The sequence below is a fragment of the Pseudomonas sp. 06C 126 genome (assembly GCF_001855215.1).
GTDB classification, from domain to species: Bacteria; Pseudomonadota; Gammaproteobacteria; order Pseudomonadales; family Pseudomonadaceae; genus Aquipseudomonas; species Aquipseudomonas proteolytica.
The window spans coordinates 140,586-161,753 of the sequence record NZ_MIFU01000086.1; the positions used below are offsets into that span (position 1 = coordinate 140,586).

At 61.8% G+C, this 21,168-nt stretch carries 21 protein-coding genes; 10 read left to right on the plus strand and 11 right to left on the minus strand.

Annotated elements, in window-relative coordinates; translation table 11 throughout:
* Positions 1 to 198 precede the first annotated feature (198 nt).
* Positions 199 to 657, plus strand: coding sequence for a transposase (locus BHC62_RS27440; protein WP_071610039.1), 459 nt, complete (start codon positions 199 to 201; stop codon positions 655 to 657).
* Between the two features lie 136 nt (positions 658 to 793).
* On the opposite strand, the gene BHC62_RS14920 is transcribed toward BHC62_RS27440, so the two are convergent.
* Entirely contained in the window at positions 794 to 1,234 is a 441-nt protein-coding gene (locus BHC62_RS14920) for a heme-binding protein (protein ID WP_029292638.1), read from the minus strand.
* A gap of 268 nt (positions 1,235 to 1,502) precedes the next feature.
* Here BHC62_RS14920 and gcl point away from each other — a divergent pair, with 268 nt between their 5' ends.
* The 9 genes from gcl to BHC62_RS14965 all read left to right on the plus strand — a co-directional run bounded on the left by gcl (position 1,503) and on the right by BHC62_RS14965 (position 12,383).
* Complete coding sequence (gene gcl, locus BHC62_RS14925) at positions 1,503 to 3,278, plus strand: glyoxylate carboligase (RefSeq protein WP_029292636.1); 1,776 nt, start codon at positions 1,503 to 1,505, stop codon at positions 3,276 to 3,278.
* 10 nt (positions 3,279 to 3,288) lie between these two features.
* A complete protein-coding gene (gene hyi / locus BHC62_RS14930) occupies positions 3,289 to 4,071 on the plus strand; it encodes a hydroxypyruvate isomerase (RefSeq protein ID WP_070995409.1) in 783 nt (260 codons plus the stop codon).
* Between the two features lie 149 nt (positions 4,072 to 4,220).
* The gene (locus BHC62_RS14935; protein ID WP_029292631.1) at positions 4,221 to 5,111 is read left to right on the plus strand and encodes a 2-hydroxy-3-oxopropionate reductase; all 891 of its coding nucleotides are present in this window, start codon (positions 4,221 to 4,223) and stop codon (positions 5,109 to 5,111) included.
* 192 nt (positions 5,112 to 5,303) lie between these two features.
* Positions 5,304 to 6,584 (plus strand): glycerate kinase, encoded by a 1,281-nt coding sequence (locus tag BHC62_RS14940; protein ID WP_070995410.1) that lies wholly within the window; start codon positions 5,304 to 5,306, stop codon positions 6,582 to 6,584.
* Positions 6,574 to 7,989 carry a pyruvate kinase gene (gene pyk / locus BHC62_RS14945; RefSeq protein ID WP_029292627.1) on the plus strand — a complete coding sequence of 472 codons (1,416 nt, stop codon included), beginning with the start codon at positions 6,574 to 6,576 and terminating at the stop codon, positions 7,987 to 7,989. Before BHC62_RS14940 ends, pyk begins: the two co-directional genes overlap by 11 nt.
* A 120-nt stretch (positions 7,990 to 8,109) precedes the next feature.
* Entirely contained in the window at positions 8,110 to 8,985 is an 876-nt protein-coding gene (locus BHC62_RS14950) for an urea transporter (protein WP_070995411.1), read from the plus strand.
* Between the two features lie 31 nt (positions 8,986 to 9,016).
* A complete protein-coding gene (locus tag BHC62_RS14955; RefSeq protein WP_029292622.1) occupies positions 9,017 to 9,841 on the plus strand; it encodes an ion transporter in 825 nt (274 codons plus the stop codon).
* Positions 9,842 to 9,934: 93 nt separating this feature from the next.
* A complete protein-coding gene (locus BHC62_RS14960; protein WP_029292620.1) occupies positions 9,935 to 10,939 on the plus strand; it encodes a sulfate ABC transporter substrate-binding protein in 1,005 nt (334 codons plus the stop codon).
* Positions 10,940 to 11,186: 247 nt separating this feature from the next.
* Positions 11,187 to 12,383: an MFS transporter gene (locus BHC62_RS14965; protein WP_070995412.1), complete on the plus strand. Its 1,197-nt coding sequence runs from the start codon at positions 11,187 to 11,189 to the stop codon at positions 12,381 to 12,383.
* Between the two features lie 35 nt (positions 12,384 to 12,418).
* Here the strand turns inward: BHC62_RS14965 and BHC62_RS14970 are convergent, their stop codons facing one another.
* From BHC62_RS14970 to BHC62_RS15015, 10 genes are all read right to left on the minus strand, one after another.
* The gene (locus tag BHC62_RS14970) at positions 12,419 to 13,873 is read right to left on the minus strand and encodes a M10 family metallopeptidase C-terminal domain-containing protein (protein WP_070995413.1); all 1,455 of its coding nucleotides are present in this window, start codon (positions 13,871 to 13,873) and stop codon (positions 12,419 to 12,421) included.
* A gap of 335 nt (positions 13,874 to 14,208) precedes the next feature.
* Complete coding sequence (locus BHC62_RS14975; protein WP_070995414.1) at positions 14,209 to 14,613, minus strand: type II toxin-antitoxin system HicB family antitoxin; 405 nt, start codon at positions 14,611 to 14,613, stop codon at positions 14,209 to 14,211.
* Between the two features lie 23 nt (positions 14,614 to 14,636).
* Positions 14,637 to 14,825, minus strand: a complete 189-nt coding sequence (locus BHC62_RS14980; protein WP_029292612.1) for a type II toxin-antitoxin system HicA family toxin — start codon at positions 14,823 to 14,825, stop codon at positions 14,637 to 14,639.
* Positions 14,826 to 14,946: 121 nt separating this feature from the next.
* The gene (gene phnP / locus BHC62_RS14985; protein WP_070995415.1) at positions 14,947 to 15,696 is read right to left on the minus strand and encodes a phosphonate metabolism protein PhnP; all 750 of its coding nucleotides are present in this window, start codon (positions 15,694 to 15,696) and stop codon (positions 14,947 to 14,949) included.
* Positions 15,687 to 16,253 (minus strand): phosphonate metabolism protein/1,5-bisphosphokinase (PRPP-forming) PhnN, encoded by a 567-nt coding sequence (gene phnN / locus BHC62_RS14990; RefSeq protein ID WP_070995416.1) that lies wholly within the window; start codon positions 16,251 to 16,253, stop codon positions 15,687 to 15,689. The genes phnP and phnN overlap by 10 nt, the downstream gene beginning before the upstream one ends.
* A 322-nt stretch (positions 16,254 to 16,575) precedes the next feature.
* On the minus strand, positions 16,576 to 16,971 hold the full coding sequence (locus BHC62_RS14995) for a hypothetical protein (RefSeq protein ID WP_029292605.1): 396 nt from the start codon (positions 16,969 to 16,971) through the stop codon (positions 16,576 to 16,578).
* A gap of 16 nt (positions 16,972 to 16,987) precedes the next feature.
* On the minus strand, positions 16,988 to 18,181 hold the full coding sequence (gene ccmI, locus BHC62_RS15000; RefSeq protein ID WP_070995417.1) for a c-type cytochrome biogenesis protein CcmI: 1,194 nt from the start codon (positions 18,179 to 18,181) through the stop codon (positions 16,988 to 16,990).
* A complete protein-coding gene (locus BHC62_RS15005) occupies positions 18,174 to 18,647 on the minus strand; it encodes a cytochrome c-type biogenesis protein (RefSeq protein ID WP_029292601.1) in 474 nt (157 codons plus the stop codon). The genes ccmI and BHC62_RS15005 overlap by 8 nt, the downstream gene beginning before the upstream one ends.
* A complete protein-coding gene (locus BHC62_RS15010) occupies positions 18,644 to 19,180 on the minus strand; it encodes a DsbE family thiol:disulfide interchange protein (protein WP_029292599.1) in 537 nt (178 codons plus the stop codon). The genes BHC62_RS15005 and BHC62_RS15010 overlap by 4 nt, the downstream gene beginning before the upstream one ends.
* A complete protein-coding gene (locus BHC62_RS15015) occupies positions 19,177 to 21,165 on the minus strand; it encodes a heme lyase CcmF/NrfE family subunit (protein WP_029292597.1) in 1,989 nt (662 codons plus the stop codon). Before BHC62_RS15015 ends, BHC62_RS15010 begins: the two co-directional genes overlap by 4 nt.
* Positions 21,166 to 21,168 lie beyond the last annotated feature (3 nt).

Genomic DNA, 21,168 nt, shown 5'->3' on the forward strand with positions numbered 1-21,168 from the left:
GTGTGGCTATCGCAGGCAAGCCAGCTCCCACATTTGGGTCTGCACCAGACACAGCTTGTATGAACACCGCAAAGCCAATGTGGGAGCGGGCTTGCCCGCGATAGCAATCACTCAGACACATCCTGCTAAAAGCCTGCTCACCCAACCCAGCTTCCCGAATCTAGCCTCTCAGAACACTTTCTGGAGAGAGGCAATGGAATGCCTGACTTACCTGCATCAAACCGCCTGCGCATCGGGCGCTACAACGAACCCAATCGAATCTATCACCTCACCACCAATACACTGGATCGAACCCCGATATTCGAGGATTTTAGATTAGGTCGATTGGTGGTTCAGCAATTTAGAATCGCTCAAAGCCAAGGACTAGTGACCTCGCTGGCCTGGGTAGTCATGCCTGATCACTTCCATTGGCTGATTTCACTGGATCAAGGCTCTCTGGCCGATTTGATGCGCCAGGTAAAATCCAAAAGCACCCGGGTGGTCAATGCAGTAGCTGGTCGACAGGGACGCCTATGGCAACCCGGCTTTCATGATCATGCTGTGCGTCGGGAAGAAAGCCTCGAGAGTATTGCTCGATACATTGTTGCCAACCCCCTGAGGGCCGGCCTTGTAAAGACGTGCGGCGACTATCCGCTGTGGGATGCAATCTGGTTATGAGCACAGACCGAGTCGCCAGCATCGCAGGCAAGCCAGCTCCCACAATTGATTGCATGGCTCAAACAATGTGCGCAGGGCACCAATCCAGTGTGGGAGCTGGCTTGCCTGCGATGGCTATTGCCCTGTCACTACAACATCAAGCGGACACCCCCGCATCCGCCAACAACCCCAGCCCCTCAATCGCCGTGATCGCGCACTGCTCATCGATATCCGACGTATCCCCACTGATCCCGATCGCCCCAAGCACCACGCCCGCTGGGTCCCGTATCAACACCCCGCCCGGTGCCGGCACTACACCGCCCTGCCCCAGGCTGTTCAAGGCGGCAATAAACGCCGGCCGCTGTTGGGCATCCAGCGCCAGCAAGCGCGAGCCCTTGCCCAGGGCTATCGCGCCCCAGGCCTTACCGATGGCGATTTGCGGGCGCAGCAGGCTGGCGCCGTCTTCCCGTTGCAGGGTGATCAGGTGTCCGCCGCTGTCGAGCACCGCGATGGTCAGCGGTGCAGCGGCAATGGTGCGGCCTGCGGTGATGGCCTGGCTGACCAGGTTGACTGCGACTTTCAAGGTTAGAGCGCTCATGGGTGCCGTCCTTATCTTGTTATTGAGAAAGCCTTGGGGCTCTGATTGATCAGAAGCCTGATGCAACAAATAGAACACAATAGATTTATTTTTTGTATACAATATTTCGAAACATACGCACCACACGTCGAAATACTCCCGCTAAAAAGCCTTCCGACGAATGCACAGGCTCTGAGACAAAATGGATTGACCTGCGCCGCTCGCCGTGAATACACTTTGAAGCAACACCACTTGTATACAATTACAAAACGCAAGAGGCACCAAAACCATGAGCAAAATGAGAGCAATCGAAGCCGCTGTCCTGGTGATGCGCCGTGAGGGTGTAGACACCGCCTTCGGTATCCCAGGCGCCGCGATCAACCCGTTGTATTCCGCCCTGCAAAAGGTCGGCGGCATCGATCACGTCCTTGCTCGCCACGTGGAAGGCGCTTCGCACATGGCCGAGGGGTATACCCGCACCAAGGCCGGCAATATCGGCGTGTGCATCGGCACGTCGGGCCCGGCGGGCACCGATATGGTCACCGGCCTGTACAGCGCCTCGGCCGATTCCATCCCGATCCTGTGCATCACCGGGCAAGCGCCTCGCGCCCGGATGCACAAAGAAGATTTCCAGGCCGTGGATATCACCAGCATCGTCAAGCCCGTGACCAAGTGGGCAACCACCGTGCTAGAGCCTGGCCAGGTGCCGTATGCGTTCCAGAAAGCTTTCTATGAAATGCGCTCCGGCCGCCCCGGCCCGGTGCTGATCGACTTGCCATTCGACGTACAGATGGCTGAGATCGAGTTTGATATCGACGCCTACCAGCCACTGCCATTGGCCAAGCCACTGGCCACGCGCATCCAGGTCGAAAAAGCCCTGGCCATGCTCGATCAGGCCGAGCGCCCGCTGCTGGTCAGCGGTGGCGGCGTGATCAATGCCGACGCCAGCGAACTGCTGGTGGAATTCGCCGAACTGACGGGTATCCCGGTGATCCCGACCCTGATGGGCTGGGGCACTATTCCCGACGACCACCCGCTGATGGTGGGCATGGTCGGCCTGCAAACCTCGCACCGCTACGGCAACGCGACGATGCTCAAGTCGGACATGGTGCTGGGCGTCGGCAACCGCTGGGCCAACCGCCACACCGGTTCGGTGGAGGTGTACACCGAGGGGCGCAAGTTCATTCACGTTGACATAGAGCCGACACAAATCGGCCGCGTGTTCACCCCGGACCTGGGCATCGTGTCCGACGCCGGTGCCGCGCTGACCCTGTTTATTGAAGTGGCCCGCGAATGGAAAGCCGCCGGCAAGCTCAAGGACCGCAGCGCCTGGCTGCATGATTGCCAGCAGCGCAAAGCCACCCTGCACCGCAAAACGCACTTCGACAACGTACCGGTCAAGCCGCAACGGGTGTACGAAGAGATGAACCAGGTGTTCGGTAAAGATACCTGCTACGTCAGCACCATCGGCCTGTCGCAGATTGCCGGCGCGCAGTTCCTGCACGTCTACAAGCCACGCCACTGGATCAACTGCGGCCAGGCCGGCCCGCTGGGCTGGACCATTCCTGCTGCGCTGGGCGTGGTCAAGGCCGACCCGAGTCGCAAGGTGGTGGCACTGTCGGGCGACTATGACTTCCAGTTCATGATCGAAGAGCTGGCCGTGGGCGCGCAGTTCAAGCTGCCGTATATCCACGTGGTGGTGAACAACTCGTACCTGGGGCTGATCCGCCAGGCCCAGCGCGGTTTTGAAATGGACTACTGCGTGCAGTTGTCTTTCGACAACCTCAACGCCCCGGAACTCAACGGTTATGGCGTCGACCACGTCGCAGTCGCTGAAGGCCTGGGTTGCAAGGCCCTGCGTGTATTCGAGCCGGGCCAGATCCAGCCAGCGCTGCGCAAGGCCCAGGCAATGATCGAAGAGTTCAAGGTGCCGGTGATTGTCGAGATCATTCTGGAGCGCGTGACCAATATTTCCATGGGCACCGAGATCAACGCCGTCAACGAATTCGAAGATCTGGCACTGGTGGGCAACGACGCACCGACTGCCATTTCAATGCTCGATTAAGGAGAACACCATGCCGCGTTTTGCCGCCAACCTGTCCATGCTGTTTACCGAACAGGACTTTCTCGCACGCTTCAAAGCCGCCGCCGACGCCGGTTTCAGTGGGGTGGAATACCTGTTCCCCTACGAGTTCAGCTCTGCCGAAATCAAGGCGCAACTCGACGCCCACGGCCTGACCCAAGTGCTGTTCAACCTGCCGGCCGGCGACTGGGCCAGCGGCGAGCGCGGCCTGGCCTGCCACCCTGAGCGGGTCGAGGAATTCCGCGCGGGGGTCAACCTGGCCATCGCCTATGCCCAGGTGCTGGGCAATACCCAGATCAACTGCCTGGCGGGGATTCGCCCTGCCGGCGTGGATGACGCCACCCTGGAAAAAACCTTTGTCGCCAACCTCAAGTACGCCGCCGACAAGCTGCAAGCGGTGGGCATCAAGCTGGTGATGGAAGCGATCAACACCCGCGACATTCCCGGTTTCTACCTGAACAACACGGCCCAGGCCCTGGCGATCCGCGAACAAGTGGGCAGCGCCAACCTGTTCCTGCAATACGACATCTATCACATGCAAATCATGGAAGGCGACCTGGCTCGCACCATGGCCACTCACCTGGATCAGATCAACCATATCCAGTTGGCCGACAACCCAGGGCGCAACGAGCCGGGCACGGGTGAGATCAACTACCGCTTCCTGTTCGAGCATCTGGAGCGGATTGGGTATCAGGGCTGGGTGGGCTGCGAGTACAAGCCGTTGACCACGACCGAAGCCGGCCTTGGCTGGCTCAAGACCCATAACGCGATCTGACCGACCCCATAAAACCTGTGGGAACTGGCTTGCCTGCGATGCAGACACCTCGGTGTATCAGGCATACCCAGGTGAAGCCATCGCAGGCAAGCCAGCTCCCACAGGGGGCAGTGCAAAACCTGCATAACGAATAAAAAGAGGATTTGATCATGGCTAAAATCGGCTTTATCGGCACCGGCATCATGGGCCAACCCATGGCCGCGAACCTGCAGAAAGCAGGTCATCAATTGTTCCTGTCCGAGCACCATGGCAAAGCACCCGCCGAGCTGATCGCCGCCGGTGCCGTGGCCCTGGCAAACCCGCAGCAAGTGGCCCAGGAAGCAGAGTTCATCATCGTCATGGTGCCCGACACCCCTCAGGTCGATGACGTGTTGTTCCGCGCCGATGGTGTAGCGGCCGGCCTGTCGCCGAACAAAGTGGTGATCGACATGAGTTCGATCTCGCCCACCGCCACCAAGGCTTTTGCCGCGAAGATCAACGCCACTGGCGCGCAGTACCTCGACGCCCCGGTATCGGGCGGTGAAGTCGGCGCCAAGGCCGGGACCCTGAGCATCATGGTCGGCGGCGAGCCGCAGACCTTCGAGCGCGCCCTGTCGCTGTTCCAGAGCATGGGCAAGAACATCACCCTGGTGGGTGGCAATGGCGATGGCCAGACCGCCAAGGTGGCGAACCAGATCATCGTCGCCCTGAACATCCAGGCCGTGGCTGAAGCGCTGCTGTTTGCTTCGAAGAACGGCGCAGATCCGGCCAAGGTACGCGAAGCGCTGATGGGTGGCTTCGCCTCGTCGAAGATCCTCGAAGTGCATGGCGAGCGCATGATCAAAGGCACCTTCGACCCGGGCTTCCGTATCAACCTGCACCAGAAGGACTTGAACCTGGCCCTGGCCGGTGCAAAGGAGCTGGGGATCAACCTGCCCAATACCGCCGGCACCCAACAAGTGTTCAGTACCTGCACCGCGATTGGCGGCGGCAACTGGGACCATTCGGCGCTGATCAAGGGCCTGGAGCATATGGCGAACTTCTCGATTCGCGATAAGTAACCCCGCCTGCGATCCACCTTTGGAACGGGATCAAAATGTGGGAGCGGGCTTGTCGGGTCGCCGCATCGTCGCGATCGCGGTGTTCCAGTCAGCATGGATGTTGAATGTAAGACCATCGCGAGCAAGCCCGCTCCCACATTTTGATCCGGTTCCAAGCTTCAAATCCAATAACAAAAATCCGGGAGCCCGCTTATGTCGGTCGATCCGCAACACCTGCTTCGCGAGCTGTTTGCCACAGCCATCGACGCTGCCCACCCCCGGCAAGTCCTCGAACCTTACCTACCCGCTGACCGCAGCGGCCGCGTGATCGTGATCGGCGCGGGCAAAGCTGCGGCCGCCATGGCCCTGGTGGTGGAAAACAGCTGGCAAGGCCAAGTCTCAGGCCTGGTGGTCACCCGCTACGGCCACGGCGCGCCCTGCCAGAAAATCGAAGTGGTCGAAGCCGCGCACCCAGTGCCCGATGCTGCTGGCCAGGCCGTGGCCAAGCGCGTGCTGGAGCTGATCAGCAACCTGACCGAAGACGACCGCGTGATCTTCCTCTTGTCCGGCGGCGGCTCCGCCCTGCTGGCCTTGCCGGCCGCGGGGATTACCCTGGCCGACAAGCAAGCGATCAACAAGGCCCTGCTTAAATCCGGCGCCACCATCGGCGAGATGAATTGCGTGCGCAAGCACCTCTCGGCGATCAAGGGCGGGCGATTGGCCAAGGCATCCTGGCCCGCCACCGTCTACACCTACGCGATTTCCGATGTACCGGGCGATCAAGCCACAGTGATTGCCTCGGGCCCGACCGTGGGCGACCCGAGCACCTCGCAACAAGCGCTGGCGATCCTCAAGCGTTACCAGATCGACATCCCGGCCTCGGTGCGCAGTTGGTTGCAAAGCCCTGAGTCGGAGACCGTCAAACCCGGCGATCCGTGCCTTGCGCGCAGCCATTTCCAACTGATCGCACGGCCGCAGCAGTCTTTGGAAGCAGTGGCGGTAAAAGTGCGCCAGGCCGGTTTCAGCCCGCTGATCCTCGGCGACCTGGAAGGCGAAGCCCGGGACGTGGCCAAGGTTCACGCCGGCATCACCCGGCAGATCATCCAGCACGGCCAGCCACTGGCAGCGCCCTGCGTGATCCTGTCCGGCGGCGAGACCACCGTGACCGTGCGCGGCAATGGCCGTGGCGGACGCAACGCCGAGTTCCTGCTAAGCCTGACCGACAGCCTCAAGGGCCTGCCCGGCGTGTACGCCCTGGCCGGCGACACCGACGGCATCGACGGTTCCGAAGACAACGCCGGGGCGATCATGACCCCCACCAGTTACGCTCGCGCCGAGGCCCTGGGCCTGTCGGCCAGCGATGAGCTGGACAACAACAATGGCTACGGCTATTTCGCGGCACTCGACGCGTTGATCGTCACCGAGCCGACCCGTACCAACGTCAACGACTTCCGCGCCATTCTGATACTTGAGAGTCCTGAACATGACGCCTGACAAGAAGGTCAAAATCCTCGCCACCCTGGGGCCGGCCACCGACGGCATCGATGACATCCGCGAGCTGGTGCAAGCCGGGGTGAATATCTTCCGCCTGAACTTCAGCCATGGCGATCACGCCGACCATGCCCAGCGCTACCAGTGGATCCGCCAGGTCGAGCGCCAGCTCAACTACCCGCTGGGGATCCTGATGGACCTGCAGGGGCCGAAACTGCGCGTCGGGCGTTTTGCCGAGGGCAAGGTGCAGCTGGTGCGTGGCCAGGCCTTGCGCCTGGACCTTGACCCCACGCCGGGCGACCAGCGCCGGGTCAACCTGCCCCATCCGGAAATCATCAAGGCCCTGGAGCCGGGGATGGACCTGCTGCTGGACGACGGCAAGCTGCGCCTGCGGGTGATTACCAAACATGCCGATGCAATCGACACCACGGTATTGAATGGCGGTGAACTGTCCGACCGTAAAGGGGTGAATGTCCCACAAGCCTTGTTGGAACTCAGCCCACTGACCGCCAAGGATCGCCGCGACCTGAGCTTCGGCCTGGAACTGGGCGTGGACTGGGTGGCGCTGTCGTTTGTGCAGCGTCCCGAAGACATCCGCGAAGCCCGCGAGCTGATCGGCGACAAGGCGTTCTTGATGGCGAAGATCGAGAAGCCCTCGGCGGTGCGCTACCTGCAGGAAATCGCCGAGCTGAGCGATGCGATCATGGTCGCCAGAGGGGATCTGGGTGTGGAAGTGCCGGCCGAAAGCGTGCCGCAAATCCAGAAAGACATCATCAGCACCTGCCGCCAGTTGGGCAAGCCGGTGGTGGTGGCCACGCAGATGCTCGAATCCATGCGTTTCTCGCCGGCCCCCACCCGCGCCGAAGTCACCGACGTGGCCAATGCCGTCGCCGAGGGCACCGATGCGGTGATGTTGTCGGCCGAAACCGCCTCCGGCGAGTACCCATTGGAAGCGGTGCAGATGATGAGCAAGATCATTCGCCAGGTGGAGAACGGCCCGGATTACCAGACCCAGCTGGATGTAAGCCGACCCAAGGCCGAGGCCACGGTGTCCGACGCCATCAGCTGCGCAATCCGCCGGATCAGCAGCATCCTGCCGGTGGCGGTGCTGGTGAACTACAGCGAGTCGGGTAGCTCCAGCTTGCGCGCGGCGCGGGAACGGCCGGCGGTGCCGATCCTCAATCTCACGCCGAACCTGTCCACCGCCCGGCGCCTGAGCGTGGCCTGGGGCGTGCATTCGGTGGTCAATGATCGGTTGCGGCAAGTGGACGAGGTGTGTTCCACGGCGCTGGAAATCGCCCAGGCCCAGGGCATGGCGCAGCGTGGGGATACGTTGTTGATCACCGCGGGGGTGCCCTTTGGGCAGCCGGGGTCGACCAACTCGCTGCGCATTGAGACGTTGATCTAGCGTCTGTTCGAGCCTTATCGCGGGCAAGCCCGCTCCCACACTTGATTGGGTTCGCCAATCAAAATGTGGGAGTGGGCTTGCCCGCGATAAGGGCAACTCGGTCTCCCTGACTCCCTCACTATGCCCAACCCAACCTGCCCCGACTGGGCCGAAGCCCTGCTCAACGGCTTCAGCCAGATCTTCCTGCAGCGCCACCCGCTGTGTGGCCTGCTGTGCCTGTTGGCAATCCTCTCCTGCGCCCCGGCCCTGCTTGGCGGTGCGCTGCTGGGCGGGGTCGCCGGTTTGCTCACCGCCCAGCGCCGCGACTACCCCAAGGCCGAGCGCCAGGCCGGGCTCTATAGCTATAACGGTGTGTTGCTGGGTTTGCTGATCAGTCAGCACTTCGCCTGGTCGGCGCTGGTACCGCCGCTGATCCTGGCGTGCGGTGGCCTGAGTGCGATCCTGACCCGGCAATGGGTCAAGCGCATGGTCCATGGCGATGACCTGCCGGCCTATACCGTGCCCTTCGTGGCCATCGGCTGGTTGTTGCTCGGCACGGTCTCACCCGCCGCGCTGCCGGCAACCCCAGCGGCCTCCCTCGCCTGGCTCGGCGCCCCACTGGTCGGCCTGGGCCAGATCATACTGTTGGATCAACCACTGGCCGGCTTGCTGATCGCCCTTGGCCTGCTGCTGGCCAGCCCTCGCGCGGCACTTTGGGCGATGCTCGGCGCCAGCAGCGGCGTGGTACTCGGCCTGTTGCTCGACGACCCCACCGGGGCCCTGCTCGGCCTGCACAGCTACAACCCCGCGCTTGCCGCCCTGGCTCTGAGCCAGTACCGGCGCCAACCCTGGCTGCCTTTGCTCGGCATCCTCCTGGCAAGCCTGCTTGCCCCCGGTTTTGCCGGCCTGCACCTGGCGCCGCTGACGGCACCGTTTATCCTGGCCTGCTGGCTGGTGCGCGCGACGTTGCGCCTGCGGCACAGGGCCAACATGGACAGCCCGTTCGAATCCCCCTAGGCTTCGCAGACCTTCGATTCAGGCGGACTACATGGACAGCAACAACGACTGGCGCCAGCGGCTCTACGTCATGGTATTCCAGAGCGACACGGCAGCCGGGCGGCGTTTTGACGGCATCCTGTTGCTGATCATCCTCGCAAGCCTGGTGATCGTGATGCTCGACAGCATCGACGAAGTGCACCAGAACTACGCTGATGTGCTGGCCTATATCGAGTGGGGCTTCACGCTGATCTTCGCTATCGAGTACGGCCTGCGCCTGTATTGCTCGCCCAAGCCGTTGCGCTATGCCTTCAGCTTCTACGGGTTGGTGGACTTGCTGGCCATCGTCCCCGGCATCCTTGCCCTGTACTACAGCGACGCCCAGTACCTGCTGATTATCCGCATCATCCGCATGCTGCGGATCTTCCGTGTGCTCAAGCTCAGCCCGTACCTCAAGCAAGCCAACTACCTGATGTCGGCGCTGCGCGGCAGCAAGCAGAAGATCGTGGTGTTCCTGGTCAGCGTCTGCACCCTGGTAACGGTGTTCGGCACCCTGATGTACGTGATTGAAGGCCCGGAGCATGGTTTTACCAGCATCCCCAAGGGTATTTACTGGGCTATCGTGACCCTGACCACCGTGGGCTTTGGCGACATCGTGCCCAAGACCCCGCTGGGCCAGGTGATCTCGTCGCTGGTGATGATCACCGGTTACTCGATCATCGCCGTGCCTACCGGGATTTTTACCGCCGAACTGGCCAACGCCATGCGCGGCGAGCAACTGCAACATGATTGCCCGGTGTGCAAGAAAAATACCCATGAACCCAACGCGGCCTTCTGTTCGCGCTGTGGCAACGGGCTCTATCAGAAAGTGGAATAAGCAAAGTTCTTTTTAATCTTTAAGCGTCTATGCTGCCCCGGCTATAGTCGTGGGCTATAAGCCACTACCTTCTCGAACAACAAGGAATGAGCAGTGAAAAAACTCGTTAGCGCTTCTCTCCTGGCCGCAGGCCTTGCACTGTCTATCGGTGCCCAGGCTGCCTCGACCACCCTGCTCAACGTCTCCTATGACGTGATGCGCGACTTCTACAAGGATTACAACGCCGCGTTCCAGAAGCACTGGCAAGCCGAGCACCCGGACGACAAGTTGACCTTGCAGATGTCCTTCGGCGGTTCCAGCAAACAGGCGCGCTCGGTCATCGACGGCCTGCCGGCTGACGTGATCACCATGAACATGGCCACCGATATCAATGCCCTGGCCGACAACGGCAAACTGGTGCCAGACAACTGGGTCACCCGCCTGCCGAACAACAGTGCGCCGTTCACGTCCGCCACCGTGTTTATCGTGCGCAAGGGCAACCCCAAGGCCCTGAAAGACTGGCCGGATCTGCTCAAGGATGGTGTGCAGGTGATCGTGCCCAACCCCAAGACCTCGGGTAACGGTCGCTATACCTACCTGTCGGCCTGGGGCTATGTGCTGAAGAACGGCGGTGATGAAAACAAGGCCAAGGATTTTGTTGGCAAGCTGTTCAAGCAAGCACCGGTGCTCGATACCGGTGGCCGTGCCGCCACCACGACCTTCATGACCAACCAGATCGGCGACGTGCTGGTGACCTTTGAAAACGAAGCGGAAATGATTGCCCGCGAATTCGGCCGCGATCAATTCGAAGTGGTCTACCCAAGCGTCTCTGCCGAAGCCGAGCCACCGGTGTCGGTGGTCGATAAAGTGGTCGACAAAAAAGGCACCCGTGACGTTGCCAATGACTACCTGAAATACCTGTGGTCGGCCGAAGGCCAGGAAATTGCCGCCAACAACTACCTGCGTCCACGGGACCCGGCAGTGCTGGCCAAATACACCGATCGCTTCCCGAAAGTCGACTTCTTGTCGGTGGAGAAGACCTTTGGTGACTGGCGCACCGTGCAAAAGACCCACTTCAATGATGGCGGGGTATTCGACCAGATCTACAGCGGCCAGTAACTGAATGTGAGAGCGGGCTTGTGTGGGAGCGGGCTTGCTCGCGAATGGGGTGTATCAGTCAAAAACTATTTGTCTGACCCACCGCATTCGCGAGCAAGCCCGCTCCCACAAAAGCCCGCTCCCACACATTGGCTTGCGCGTAAGGCATCAATGCCGGGCATGACTGAAATCATCAGTAACACTTACTCCCTTCCTTCGCCTACCCTTTACCCTTCACGCCCTCCTTCCCCGCTTTCACGAGAACACCATGATCGCTACCCCGTCCGCGACCGCCCCCCTGACCCGTGGCATGGTGCTGCTGTTTGCGTTCTGCTGCGGCGCCATCGTCGCCAACATCTATTACGCACAACCGATCATTGAACTGATCGCCCCGGATATCGGCCTGACACCCGCCATGGCCAGCCTGATTGTGTCCCTGACCCAGATCGGTTATGCCCTGGGTCTGTTCTTCCTCGTGCCGCTGGGCGACCTGTTGGAAAACCGCCGGCTGATGATCATCACCACCGTGGTTGCCATTGCCAGCCTGCTGGGCGCGGCGTTTACCGAACAACCCAACCTGTTTTTGCTGGTGTCGTTGCTGATCGGCTTCAGCTCGGTGTCGGTACAGATCCTGATTCCCCTGGCCGCGCACCTGGCGCCGGCCGAATCCCGTGGTCGGGTGGTGGGCAGCATCATGGGCGGCCTGTTGCTGGGCATCCTGCTGGCACGTCCGGTTTCCAGCCTGGTCGCCGACCACTTCGGCTGGCGGGCGATGTTCATGGCGGCGGCAGCGATGATGGCCGCTATCAGCCTGGTGCTGTGGCGGACCGTGCCCAAGCGCCAGCCCGACCACAGCGCCAGCTACGGCCAGTTGCTGGGGTCGTTGGGCTCACTGCTGCGTCAGCAACCTTTGCTGCGCCAACGGGCGTTCTACCAGGGCTGTATGTTCGCCGCCTTCAGCCTGTTCTGGACTGCCGCCCCCCTGGAGCTCTCGCGTAACCACGGCCTGAGCCAAAGTGAAATCGCCCTGTTTGCCTTGGTGGGTGCCCTCGGCGCCATTGCCGCGCCGATCAGCGGACGCCTGGCAGATGCCGGCCATACCCATCGTGCTTCGCTGCTGGCAATGTTGTTGGCAACCTTGAGTTTTCTGCCTGCGTTGGTACACCCGGCCTACAGTGTCATCGGCTTGATGGTCACCGGCGTGGTCCTGGATTTCTGCGTGCAAATGAACATGGTCCTCGGCCAGCGCACCATCTACGCCCTCGATGCCCATAGCCGCAGCCGTCTGAATGCGCTGTACATGACCAGTATCTTCATCGGCGGTGCCCTGGGCTCGGCGATTGCCAGCAGTGTGTATGAACACGGCGGCTGGTTTGGGGTGATTCTGGTGGGCAGCGCGTTCCCCCTGGTGGCCCTGTTGCGGTTCATGAGTGTTTCCAGAGGCGCTTCGACAGTGAGCGCCTGACGTTCAAGACCACGCCGCCACGCCCAGGATCCTGCCTAGGGTTTACCAGTCCCAAGCAACCGCAAGAGCCCCTGGAGCATCATGAGCGTCCCCTGCAGAAGACTCGTTAACATCCCCAAAGCGTCTGGTTCAGGCACAGGGGTCGGGGTCGGGGTCGGGGTCGGCGCCGGTGCAGGCGCCGCTCCGCCGGTCACGATGTCGCCAGGTTGAATCTTGCCCACGGTGTTCACCAGCAAGTCCGGCTTGCCATTGCCGCTCATATCAATCGCCAGGCTGCCACGCCCTGTACTCGCATCATGGCTCAGTACCGCATTACCGGGTCGTCCGTTGAATTGGCTGGAAAAGGTGAGCCCCTTGACACCGGCCTCCCTCAACGCACCCGACACATCAATCTTGTCGGTGCCGCTGGTGAAATCTTCGATCAGGTCGGGATTGTGTGGCGTGGAATCACTGGCCTTGTCGTAGACGAAGGTGTCTGCACCCACGCCCCCTCGCAACCTGTCTGCCCCCGCACCACCCTTGAGACGGTTGTCTGCGTCATTGCCCGTGAGCACATCATCGCCCGGTCCGCCGACGGCGTTTTCCAGGGTTACGCCCTTGGCGATGGAAACGTTACCTCGCATGCCGCCCACGTCCGAGAACGACTGCGCATTAAGGTTGATCTTCTGGTTCTGCGCATACCCGGAAAAATCCAGGGTGTCATTCCCACCGCCATCCCACACACAGAACACCGCTGAATCAGCAGCGCTCTTGAGGCTCAGCACTTCGCGGCCGGTGTTGGAATTGAAGCCATAGGTCGTGTCAGTGTTGCGCGTCTTGCGATTAGCCCCATAAATGCTCTGAATCGCCGCGATGTCATACATCATCGGCGCCGACGGCAATACACCCTTGAAGTTGTGGTCGGCGTTCTTACGCTCCGACCAGTAACTCATGACCGTGCCGGCCCGTGTGTCCTGGGCAAACTTTGCATCCCGCTCGTACGATCCCCCGCCGTTGTACGCACCGGGATGCGCCAGCCCCAGACAATGGCCGATCTCATGGACCATGGTGGTATGAAAGTAACTCCCCTCCTTTGGCGCAGGTGATGCCTGTTGTGTACCGACCAAGGCTCTTGCGGCTGAATTACGCCCACTCGGCCCCCATGCGACACCACCACCCATCCGATCGGAGCCGGATATCTGAATAGATCCGTCAGGCGCGCGGGCATTTTCATGAAAACTGATATCGGCCACGTCCTGCCACGACTGCAGAGCCCGACGAGCGCAGGTTTTCTGCTGCTCGGTAAAAGCATCAAGTTTGACAGAAACCTGCGTTTTGCCGTCTCCGTCCCGGTCTTTAAAACGCGTACCGCTGCGCGTCAGATGCTGGATGACCTGATCGGTATTGAGGGAGCGTTTCCCATAAGCCGAAAGCGACTTCATGGGAGGCTGGTGCGCTGGCACGGGCTGATGGCTACCAGGCTGAATACGCATAGTGTTGATTTGACTCATGGCGATCTCCGACTCGATTGATGGCTGGGATAACAGGTTCCCACCGCGTCAACTTCATCGCAGAAAGCCGCATCGGTCACCGTCATCCGTGCCTAATCTTTCATGCAGGAAATCACCCCACCACCCGCATTTTGAGTCTTGTTGAAACGCTTTGGCCTGCTGTCTGGTTTGCTGACAAAACACATGGATTCTTACAAACCCTGCGGATTACTCAGTCTCGAAATCTCATGTCCAAGTGGTTGGCCGCCATAAAAAAAAGCAAAAAGGAACAGTATTTTTCAAGACAAATCGTCAGTTGCTCAAGAAACATCCGATCTACATTCAGCCCAGCACAATCAAGAACGCACCAACTTCTCCAACGCCGCATCCGCCAGGAATGATGAGCGGCTCTTCACCTTGTGCTCGCGTACATACCGGTCAATGCGCTGGATCACATACCCTGGCAAGGTCACATTGACCTTCTCGGTCTTGCCCAGGTAAGGCGAGATATCGAGCTCCAGCATGCCCCAGCCCATCCCGGCGTATTCCTCGTTGCCGTGGTGCGCCGCGACCGAGGTCGGCATGGGAATCGCCCGGCCTTCACTGGCCATCTCTTGCAGCATGATGTGCGCCACTTCCACTGCCCCGTTGTAAGCCTCTTCAAAACTGTCCCCGGCGGTCACCGCACCTGGAATATCGGGGATCTGGATACCGGTGGCGGTAAAGTCATCGCCCCATTCGATACAGATTGGGTATTGCATGAATATTCTCCTTAAAAACCGCTCTAGAACGAAAACAGCCCGGCACGCTGCCTGATACTTCGCACGGTGCCCAAGGGCAGGTCCTTCTTGGGATGTGGCACCGGTATCGTGTACGGGTTATAGCGATGCGTGAAAATATGATGGCTGCCCGTGACCCGATCCAGCACCCAGCCCGCCGCTTGCAGTTCCTTGATCAATAGCCTGCTTTGCACCACAGCCTCCTTGCTCTGGCCCGAATAAAAATAACCCCAGAGTTATCTTTACTCAAGCACAGATTTATCGAGGCAGACTGGCGGTTGTTTTGCCGGATATTGAAAAGCCGAAGGCCTTGGGTTAAAGCACCCGCCCATCCCAGCCCACCGTCACATGCCCCGGCAGCTCAGCGCGATGCTGCAGCAGCCAGGCATCCAGCGTGTGCCCGACGTGGGTCAACACCCCAAGCTCGGCGCCGCACGCGTCGATGCAGTGCAGGGCCAATGTCAGGTCATTGTGATTGCGCGGCGCCTGGGGTTGCGGTGGCATGGAGCAGTCGATGACCATCACATCCAGGGGCTCGCGGCGCAACCAGGCAATGGTTGTCGGCGGCAGGCCCGTGGTATCGGTCAGATAGGCCAGGCGCCGCCCCTGCCCTTGCAGCAGGTACCCGAACGTCGGCTTGGAATGCTGGAGGGGCAACGCGGTGACTGCCAGTTCGCCAAACTGCCGGGTCTCGAGCTCGGCAAAGGGCTGGCTGAAATCAAGGATACCGGGGTGTTTGTAGAGGTCCGACAGGCCTTCGGGATCGGCCGGGCCATGCACCGCAATGATCAGGCCCTGGCCCCAGCGCAGATGCAGCAGGCCCTGGGCATGATCCGCATGGTAGTGGGTCTGCAGAATGCCGTTGAGGCTGCGTGGCGGGAAGCGCTCGGTCAGGTCTGTCAGCCCGCTGTCGATCAACCAGCGCTGGTCGCCGCACTCGATCAGCGCGCTGCACGCGCGGCGGCGCAAGTGTTCATGGCTGCGCGCCAGGGCACAGGCGGCGCATTCGCAGCCATACACCGGGACTTGACGGGCATCGCCGGTGCCCAGCAGGGTCAGGCGCATGCCGAATGCCCCGGCTCCAGACAATCGAGCAATCGGGCGACGGTGTGCGCCAACGGCCCGGAGTTATCCAGCAGGAACACCCCGGGCGCGGCCTTCAGGCTGTCGCTGAACTGTGCGTTGCGGGCCAGGCGTGCGTCGATTTCTGCCACCGACTCACGGCCCCGCGCCAGCAAGCGTTGGCGCAACACCGCCTGGTCCACCGTCAGCAGCACCACCAACAGCGTCGGATAACGGGCGCGGGTTTGCGCCAGGTGCCCACGGGAGCCATTGACCAGCACATCGTCGCCGGCCGCCAGCCAGTCGTCGATCTGCCGTGGAATACCATAAGACAAACCATTGGCCTGCCAACTGAGGGCAAAGCCACCCTCGGCTTGCAGTGTCGCGAATTGCGCGGGGCTTACGCCCTGGGCGGCCTCGCCCACCGCTTCCGCCGAACGGGTGATGACCCGCCGCACAATACGGCAGCCGCGTTCGGCCAATGGCGCACGCGCGGCATCCAACAGGCTGTCCTTGCCCGAACCCGATGGCCCGATGAGATAGATCAACCTGCCCGCCATCAAAACACCCTCTTGGCTTGTCGCCAGACTTGTTGGACTACCGGCAGCCCGCCCGGCGCTGGCCACATTAACCCAGTGGGCCCCACCACGCACCAGCGGCTATGAAGATTTTAGCGTGTGCAATGCACTGTAGGAGCTGGCTTGCCAGCGAAGGCCCTCAACGATGACGCGGGTCATCAGGATGACCGCGGCGCCTGGGGGGTTTTCGCTGGCAAGCCAGCGCCTACAGGAGAGGGGCGATGGCAGCGATGTTTGATCGGCGTTGATGGGCCGCCGGTGTGCCAGGCGGGCAAGAAAAAGGCGACCCGAAGGTCGCCTTTTGTCATTTCGCGTACTGCTTGCTCAACCCCGGCGGTACACCCTGCACATTCGTCTCTTCCCATGGCCCGTTCGGGCTGATGGAGCGGCTCCAGCCGTTGCTCCAGCGGTAGTAGGTGCGCTGGCGGTAGAAGGTGTCCGGTTGCTCGTCCAGCACGTAGACCTGCATCTTGCCGTCCCAATGGCTGGCAGCGCCGGGAGGCGGGGCGAAGGTCGGGGACTTGCTCGGCAAGGGTTTGGGCGGGGCGATGACCGGGCCGCTGGGTTTGCTGCTCGGCTGGGTCGATGGGCCCGACGGAGGAATGGTCGGGCCCGTAGGAGCTGGTGGTGGCCGATGAACCGCGCAAGCACTCAAGCCCAATACCAGGCTGAGCAGGGTGATACGAGCGATGGCGGTCATGGGCGTTTCCTCGAAATTATTGATCCGGACTGTCGATGGTCAACTGCTGGGTCGCGGTGGTGCTGCTGGCCAGGGGTTGACTGCGGCCGATCCACTCGCCGGCAGTCGGTTGACCGGCCCGTGAGATGCGCGCAACCAGTTGGACTTCGGCGAAGTTGGACAGTTTCAACTGCGGCATCATCGCGTCGGCATCGCCCAGTTCGACGGTCACCGGCAGGTCGGCCACGGTCACGCGCTTGGCCGCCAGTGGCGCCGGCGGGCCGGAAACGGCACGGGCGAAGATGAAGACGCTGTCAGTCGGCAGCGCACGGGCTTTGACGTCAGCCGCGAGGTCCACACGCACTTTCATCACGGCGCTCTTGACGGTCGGGGCGACAACACCGCCACCTTCTTTCAACTTCTCGGCGGCGCGGTCGATGCCGCCTTGCAGCGCTGCGCGGGAGTTGTCGTGCTCCGGCAACTGGGCCAGCAGGCGATTCCAGTAGTCGATGGCGTCCTGGTACCGCTGGCCCTCAAAGGCGGCGATGCCCAGCAGGCCGAGGCTGGTGACTTCCTTCGGATCGAGCTTCAGCGCTTCGTCGGTCAAGGCCTGAAGCTGCGGCGACCATTGCTTGTTGTTGGCAAAGTACTGCGCCTGGGCCCACTGCCCGAGCAGTTCCGGCTGGCGACCGGCCAGGGCCACGGCGCGCTCGAAGACCTTGGCCGCATCCGCCGAGCGGTCCTGGGCCATGTAGGCGCGCCCCAGGAAGTACAGGCCTTCGGCCGAATCCGGTTGCGCCGCCGCTGCCCGTTCCAGGCGCTGGGTCATGTCGGCGAGGGACACCGGCGGCTCGGCGAACTCGCGGGTCAGTTCAACTTTGTCGATGGCGCCGTAATGCAGGTACAGCGCCAGGCCCAATACCGGCACCAGCACCGCGGCCAGCAGTGGCAGCGGTTTGCCCAGGCGCGATTCCCGGGGCTTCTCCACACCTTCGGTATCGGCCAGCAATTCACGGGCGGCTTCGGCACGACCGGTGTCGAGTTGCGCCGCGTTGAGCACGCCTTCGCTTTGTTGGGTTTGCAGTTCGGCAACACGTTCCTGATACAGCGCGACGTTCAGCGCGGTACGGTCTTCTTCACGCTGGGCGCGGCGTACGCGCAACACCGGGATCAACAGGAAACTCAAGGCAACCAGGAGCAGCAGGCCAGCTGCGAGCCAGAAATCAATCATCAGTTTTTTTGTCCAGCAGTTGGTCGAGGCGTTGGCGCTCTTGGGCAGATAGCGCGTCGCTGCCATCGGTGGGAGCCGCACGGCGACGGCGGACGATCACGGCCATGACCACCAGGCCGCCCAGCAACAGGGCAGCGGGGCCAAACCAGAGCAAGGCGGTCTTGCCGGTCAACGCCGGCTTGTAGCGGACGAACTCACCGTAGCGATCAACCATGAAGTCGATGATCTGCTGGTTGTCCTTGCCCTCGCCCAACATGCGGAAAATCTCTTTGCGCAGGTCGGCGGCAATCGGCGCGTTGGAGTCGGCGATGTCCTGGTTCTGGCACTTGGGGCAGCGCAGTTCCTTGGTCAGCTCGCGGAAACGCTCGCGGTCGCCATCCCGGGCGAATTCATAGGTGTCGATGGCGGCATGGGCCACGCCCACCAGCCCCAACGCCAATACAGCAGCGGTCAGCCAACGCTTCATGGCTTGGCCTCATCCACCAGGGCCTGGTACTTGGCCGCCAGTTGTTCGCGCCAGACCACTTCGTCGATCACCCCCACGAACTTGTCGCGGATCACGCCCTTGGCGTCGATAAAGAAGGTTTCCGGGGCACCGTAGACGCCGAGGTTCAGGCCCAGGTTGCCGTCTTCATCGCGCACGTCCAACTGGTACGGGTTGTGGAATTCCGCCAGCCACTTCAAGGCCGCCGCATTGTCGTCCTTGTAGTTGATGCCGTAGATCACCACGCCCTTCTCGGCCAGTTTGTTCAGCACCGGGTGCTCCACGCGGCACGAGATGCACCAGGTGGCCCACACGTTGACCAGGGCCGGTTTGCCGATCAGATCGGCCTGGGTCAGGGTTTTGTCGCCCTGCACCGTCGGCAGCGAAAACGCCGGGAACGGCTTGCCGATCATCGCCGACGGCAGTTCGGCCGGGTCCAGGTACAGGCCGCGATACAAAAACACCGCGACCAGCAGAAACAGCGCCAGCGGCAATACCATCAACCAACGCTTCATACAGCGGCTCCTTGCATGCCAAGGGCTTCACGCACCCGGCTCTTGACCTTGACCCGGTAACGCCGGTCCATCGCGGCCAGCAACCCGCCGAAGCCGGTCAGCAGGCCACCGAACCAAATCCAGCGCACAAACGGTTTGACGTGCACGCGCACGGCCCAGGCGCCATCGCCCAACGGCTCGCCCAGTGCCACGTAGAGATCACGGGTGAACCCGGCGTCGATCCCGGCTTCGGTCATCATCGAGCTTTGCACGGTGTACAGGCGTTTCTCCGGGTGCAGCACGGCGATTTGCTTGCCGTTGCGCACCACGCGCACGGTGCCTTTGTCGGAAGTGAAGTTCGGCCCTTCGAAGTGCTTGGCGCCTTCAAACACGAACTGGTAGCCCGCCAGGTCCATGGACTCGCCAGGGGCCAGGCGCAAGTCGCGCTCGGCGCTGTTCTGGCTGGACAACACCACGCCCAGGGCACACACGGCGATGCCGATGTGGGCGATCTGCATGCCCCAGTAGCTGCGGGTCAGGGTCGGCAGGCCTTTGATCAGGCCCTTGTGGCGGGTCTTGTCGAAGATATCGCGCACGCCGGCCAGCAACACCCAGGCCGCCAGCATGAAGGTCGCGAGCACGGCCCAGTTGAAGTCGCCGTAGGCAATCCCGGCAATCACCGACAAGGCGGCACTGCCCAGCAGCACCGGAGTGAGCATGCCCAGCAGCCATTTGACCGGGGTGTCTTTCCAGCGCACCAGCACGCCAATCGCCATCACCACCATCAGCAGGCCCATCAACGGGATGAACAAGGCGTTGAAGTACGGCGGGCCGACCGACAGCTTGGCGCCGGTCAGGGCATCGAGCACCAGCGGGTACAGGGTGCCCAGCAGGATCATCGAAGCGGCGACCACCAGGACCAGGTTGTTCCCCAGCAGCAGGGTTTCCCGCGACCACAGGTTGAAGCCCACGTGGCTCTTGACCACCGGCGCACGCAGGGCGAACAGGGTCAGCGAGCCGCCCACCACGCACAGCAGGAAGATCAGGATGAACACGCCGCGCTCAGGGTCGGCAGCGAACGCATGCACCGACGTCAGCACGCCGGAACGCACGAGGAAGGTGCCCAGCAGGCTCAGGGAGAAGGCGGCAATGGCCAGCAACACCGTCCAGCTCTTGAACACGCCGCGTTTTTCGGTGACTGCCAGGGAGTGAATCAGCGCCGTGCCCACCAGCCAGGGCATGAAGGAGGCGTTTTCCACCGGGTCCCAGAACCACCAGCCGCCCCAGCCGAGTTCATAGTAGGCCCACCAGGAGCCCAGGGTGATGCCGATACCCAGGAAGGCCCAGGCGACGATGGTCCACGGCCGCGACCAGCGCGCCCAGGCGGCGTCGAGACGCCCGCCGAGCAAGGCGGCGATGGCAAAGGCGAAAGCCACGGAGAAGCCCACATAGCCCATGTACAGCATCGGCGGGTGGACGATCAGGCCGATATCCTGCAGCAGCGGGTTGAGGTCGCGACCGTCCACGGGAATCTGCGGCAGAATCCGCTCGAACGGGTTGGAGGTCATGATCAAGAACAGCAGGAAGCCGATGCTGATCATGCCCATCACCGCCAGCACGCGCGCCAGCATCACTTGCGGCAACTGCCGGGAGAACACCGACACCGCAAAGGTCCAGCCGCCAAGGATGAAGGCCCACAGCAGCAGGGAGCCTTCGTGGGCACCCCAGACGGCGCTGAACTTGTAGTACCAGGGCAAAGCGCTATTGGAGTTGCTGGCGACATAGGCGACGGAAAAGTCGTCGGTCATAAAGGCGTAGGTCAGGCAACCAAAGGCGAACGCCAGGAACGCGAACTGACCCCAGGCGGCGGGTTGCGCCAGGCTCATCCACAGCCGATCACCGCGCCAGGCGCCCAGCAGCGGCACGATGGCCTGGACGATGGCAAAGCACAGGGCGAGGATCATCGCCAACTGGCCCAACTCGGGAATAAACAATGTAGAGGTCATTGC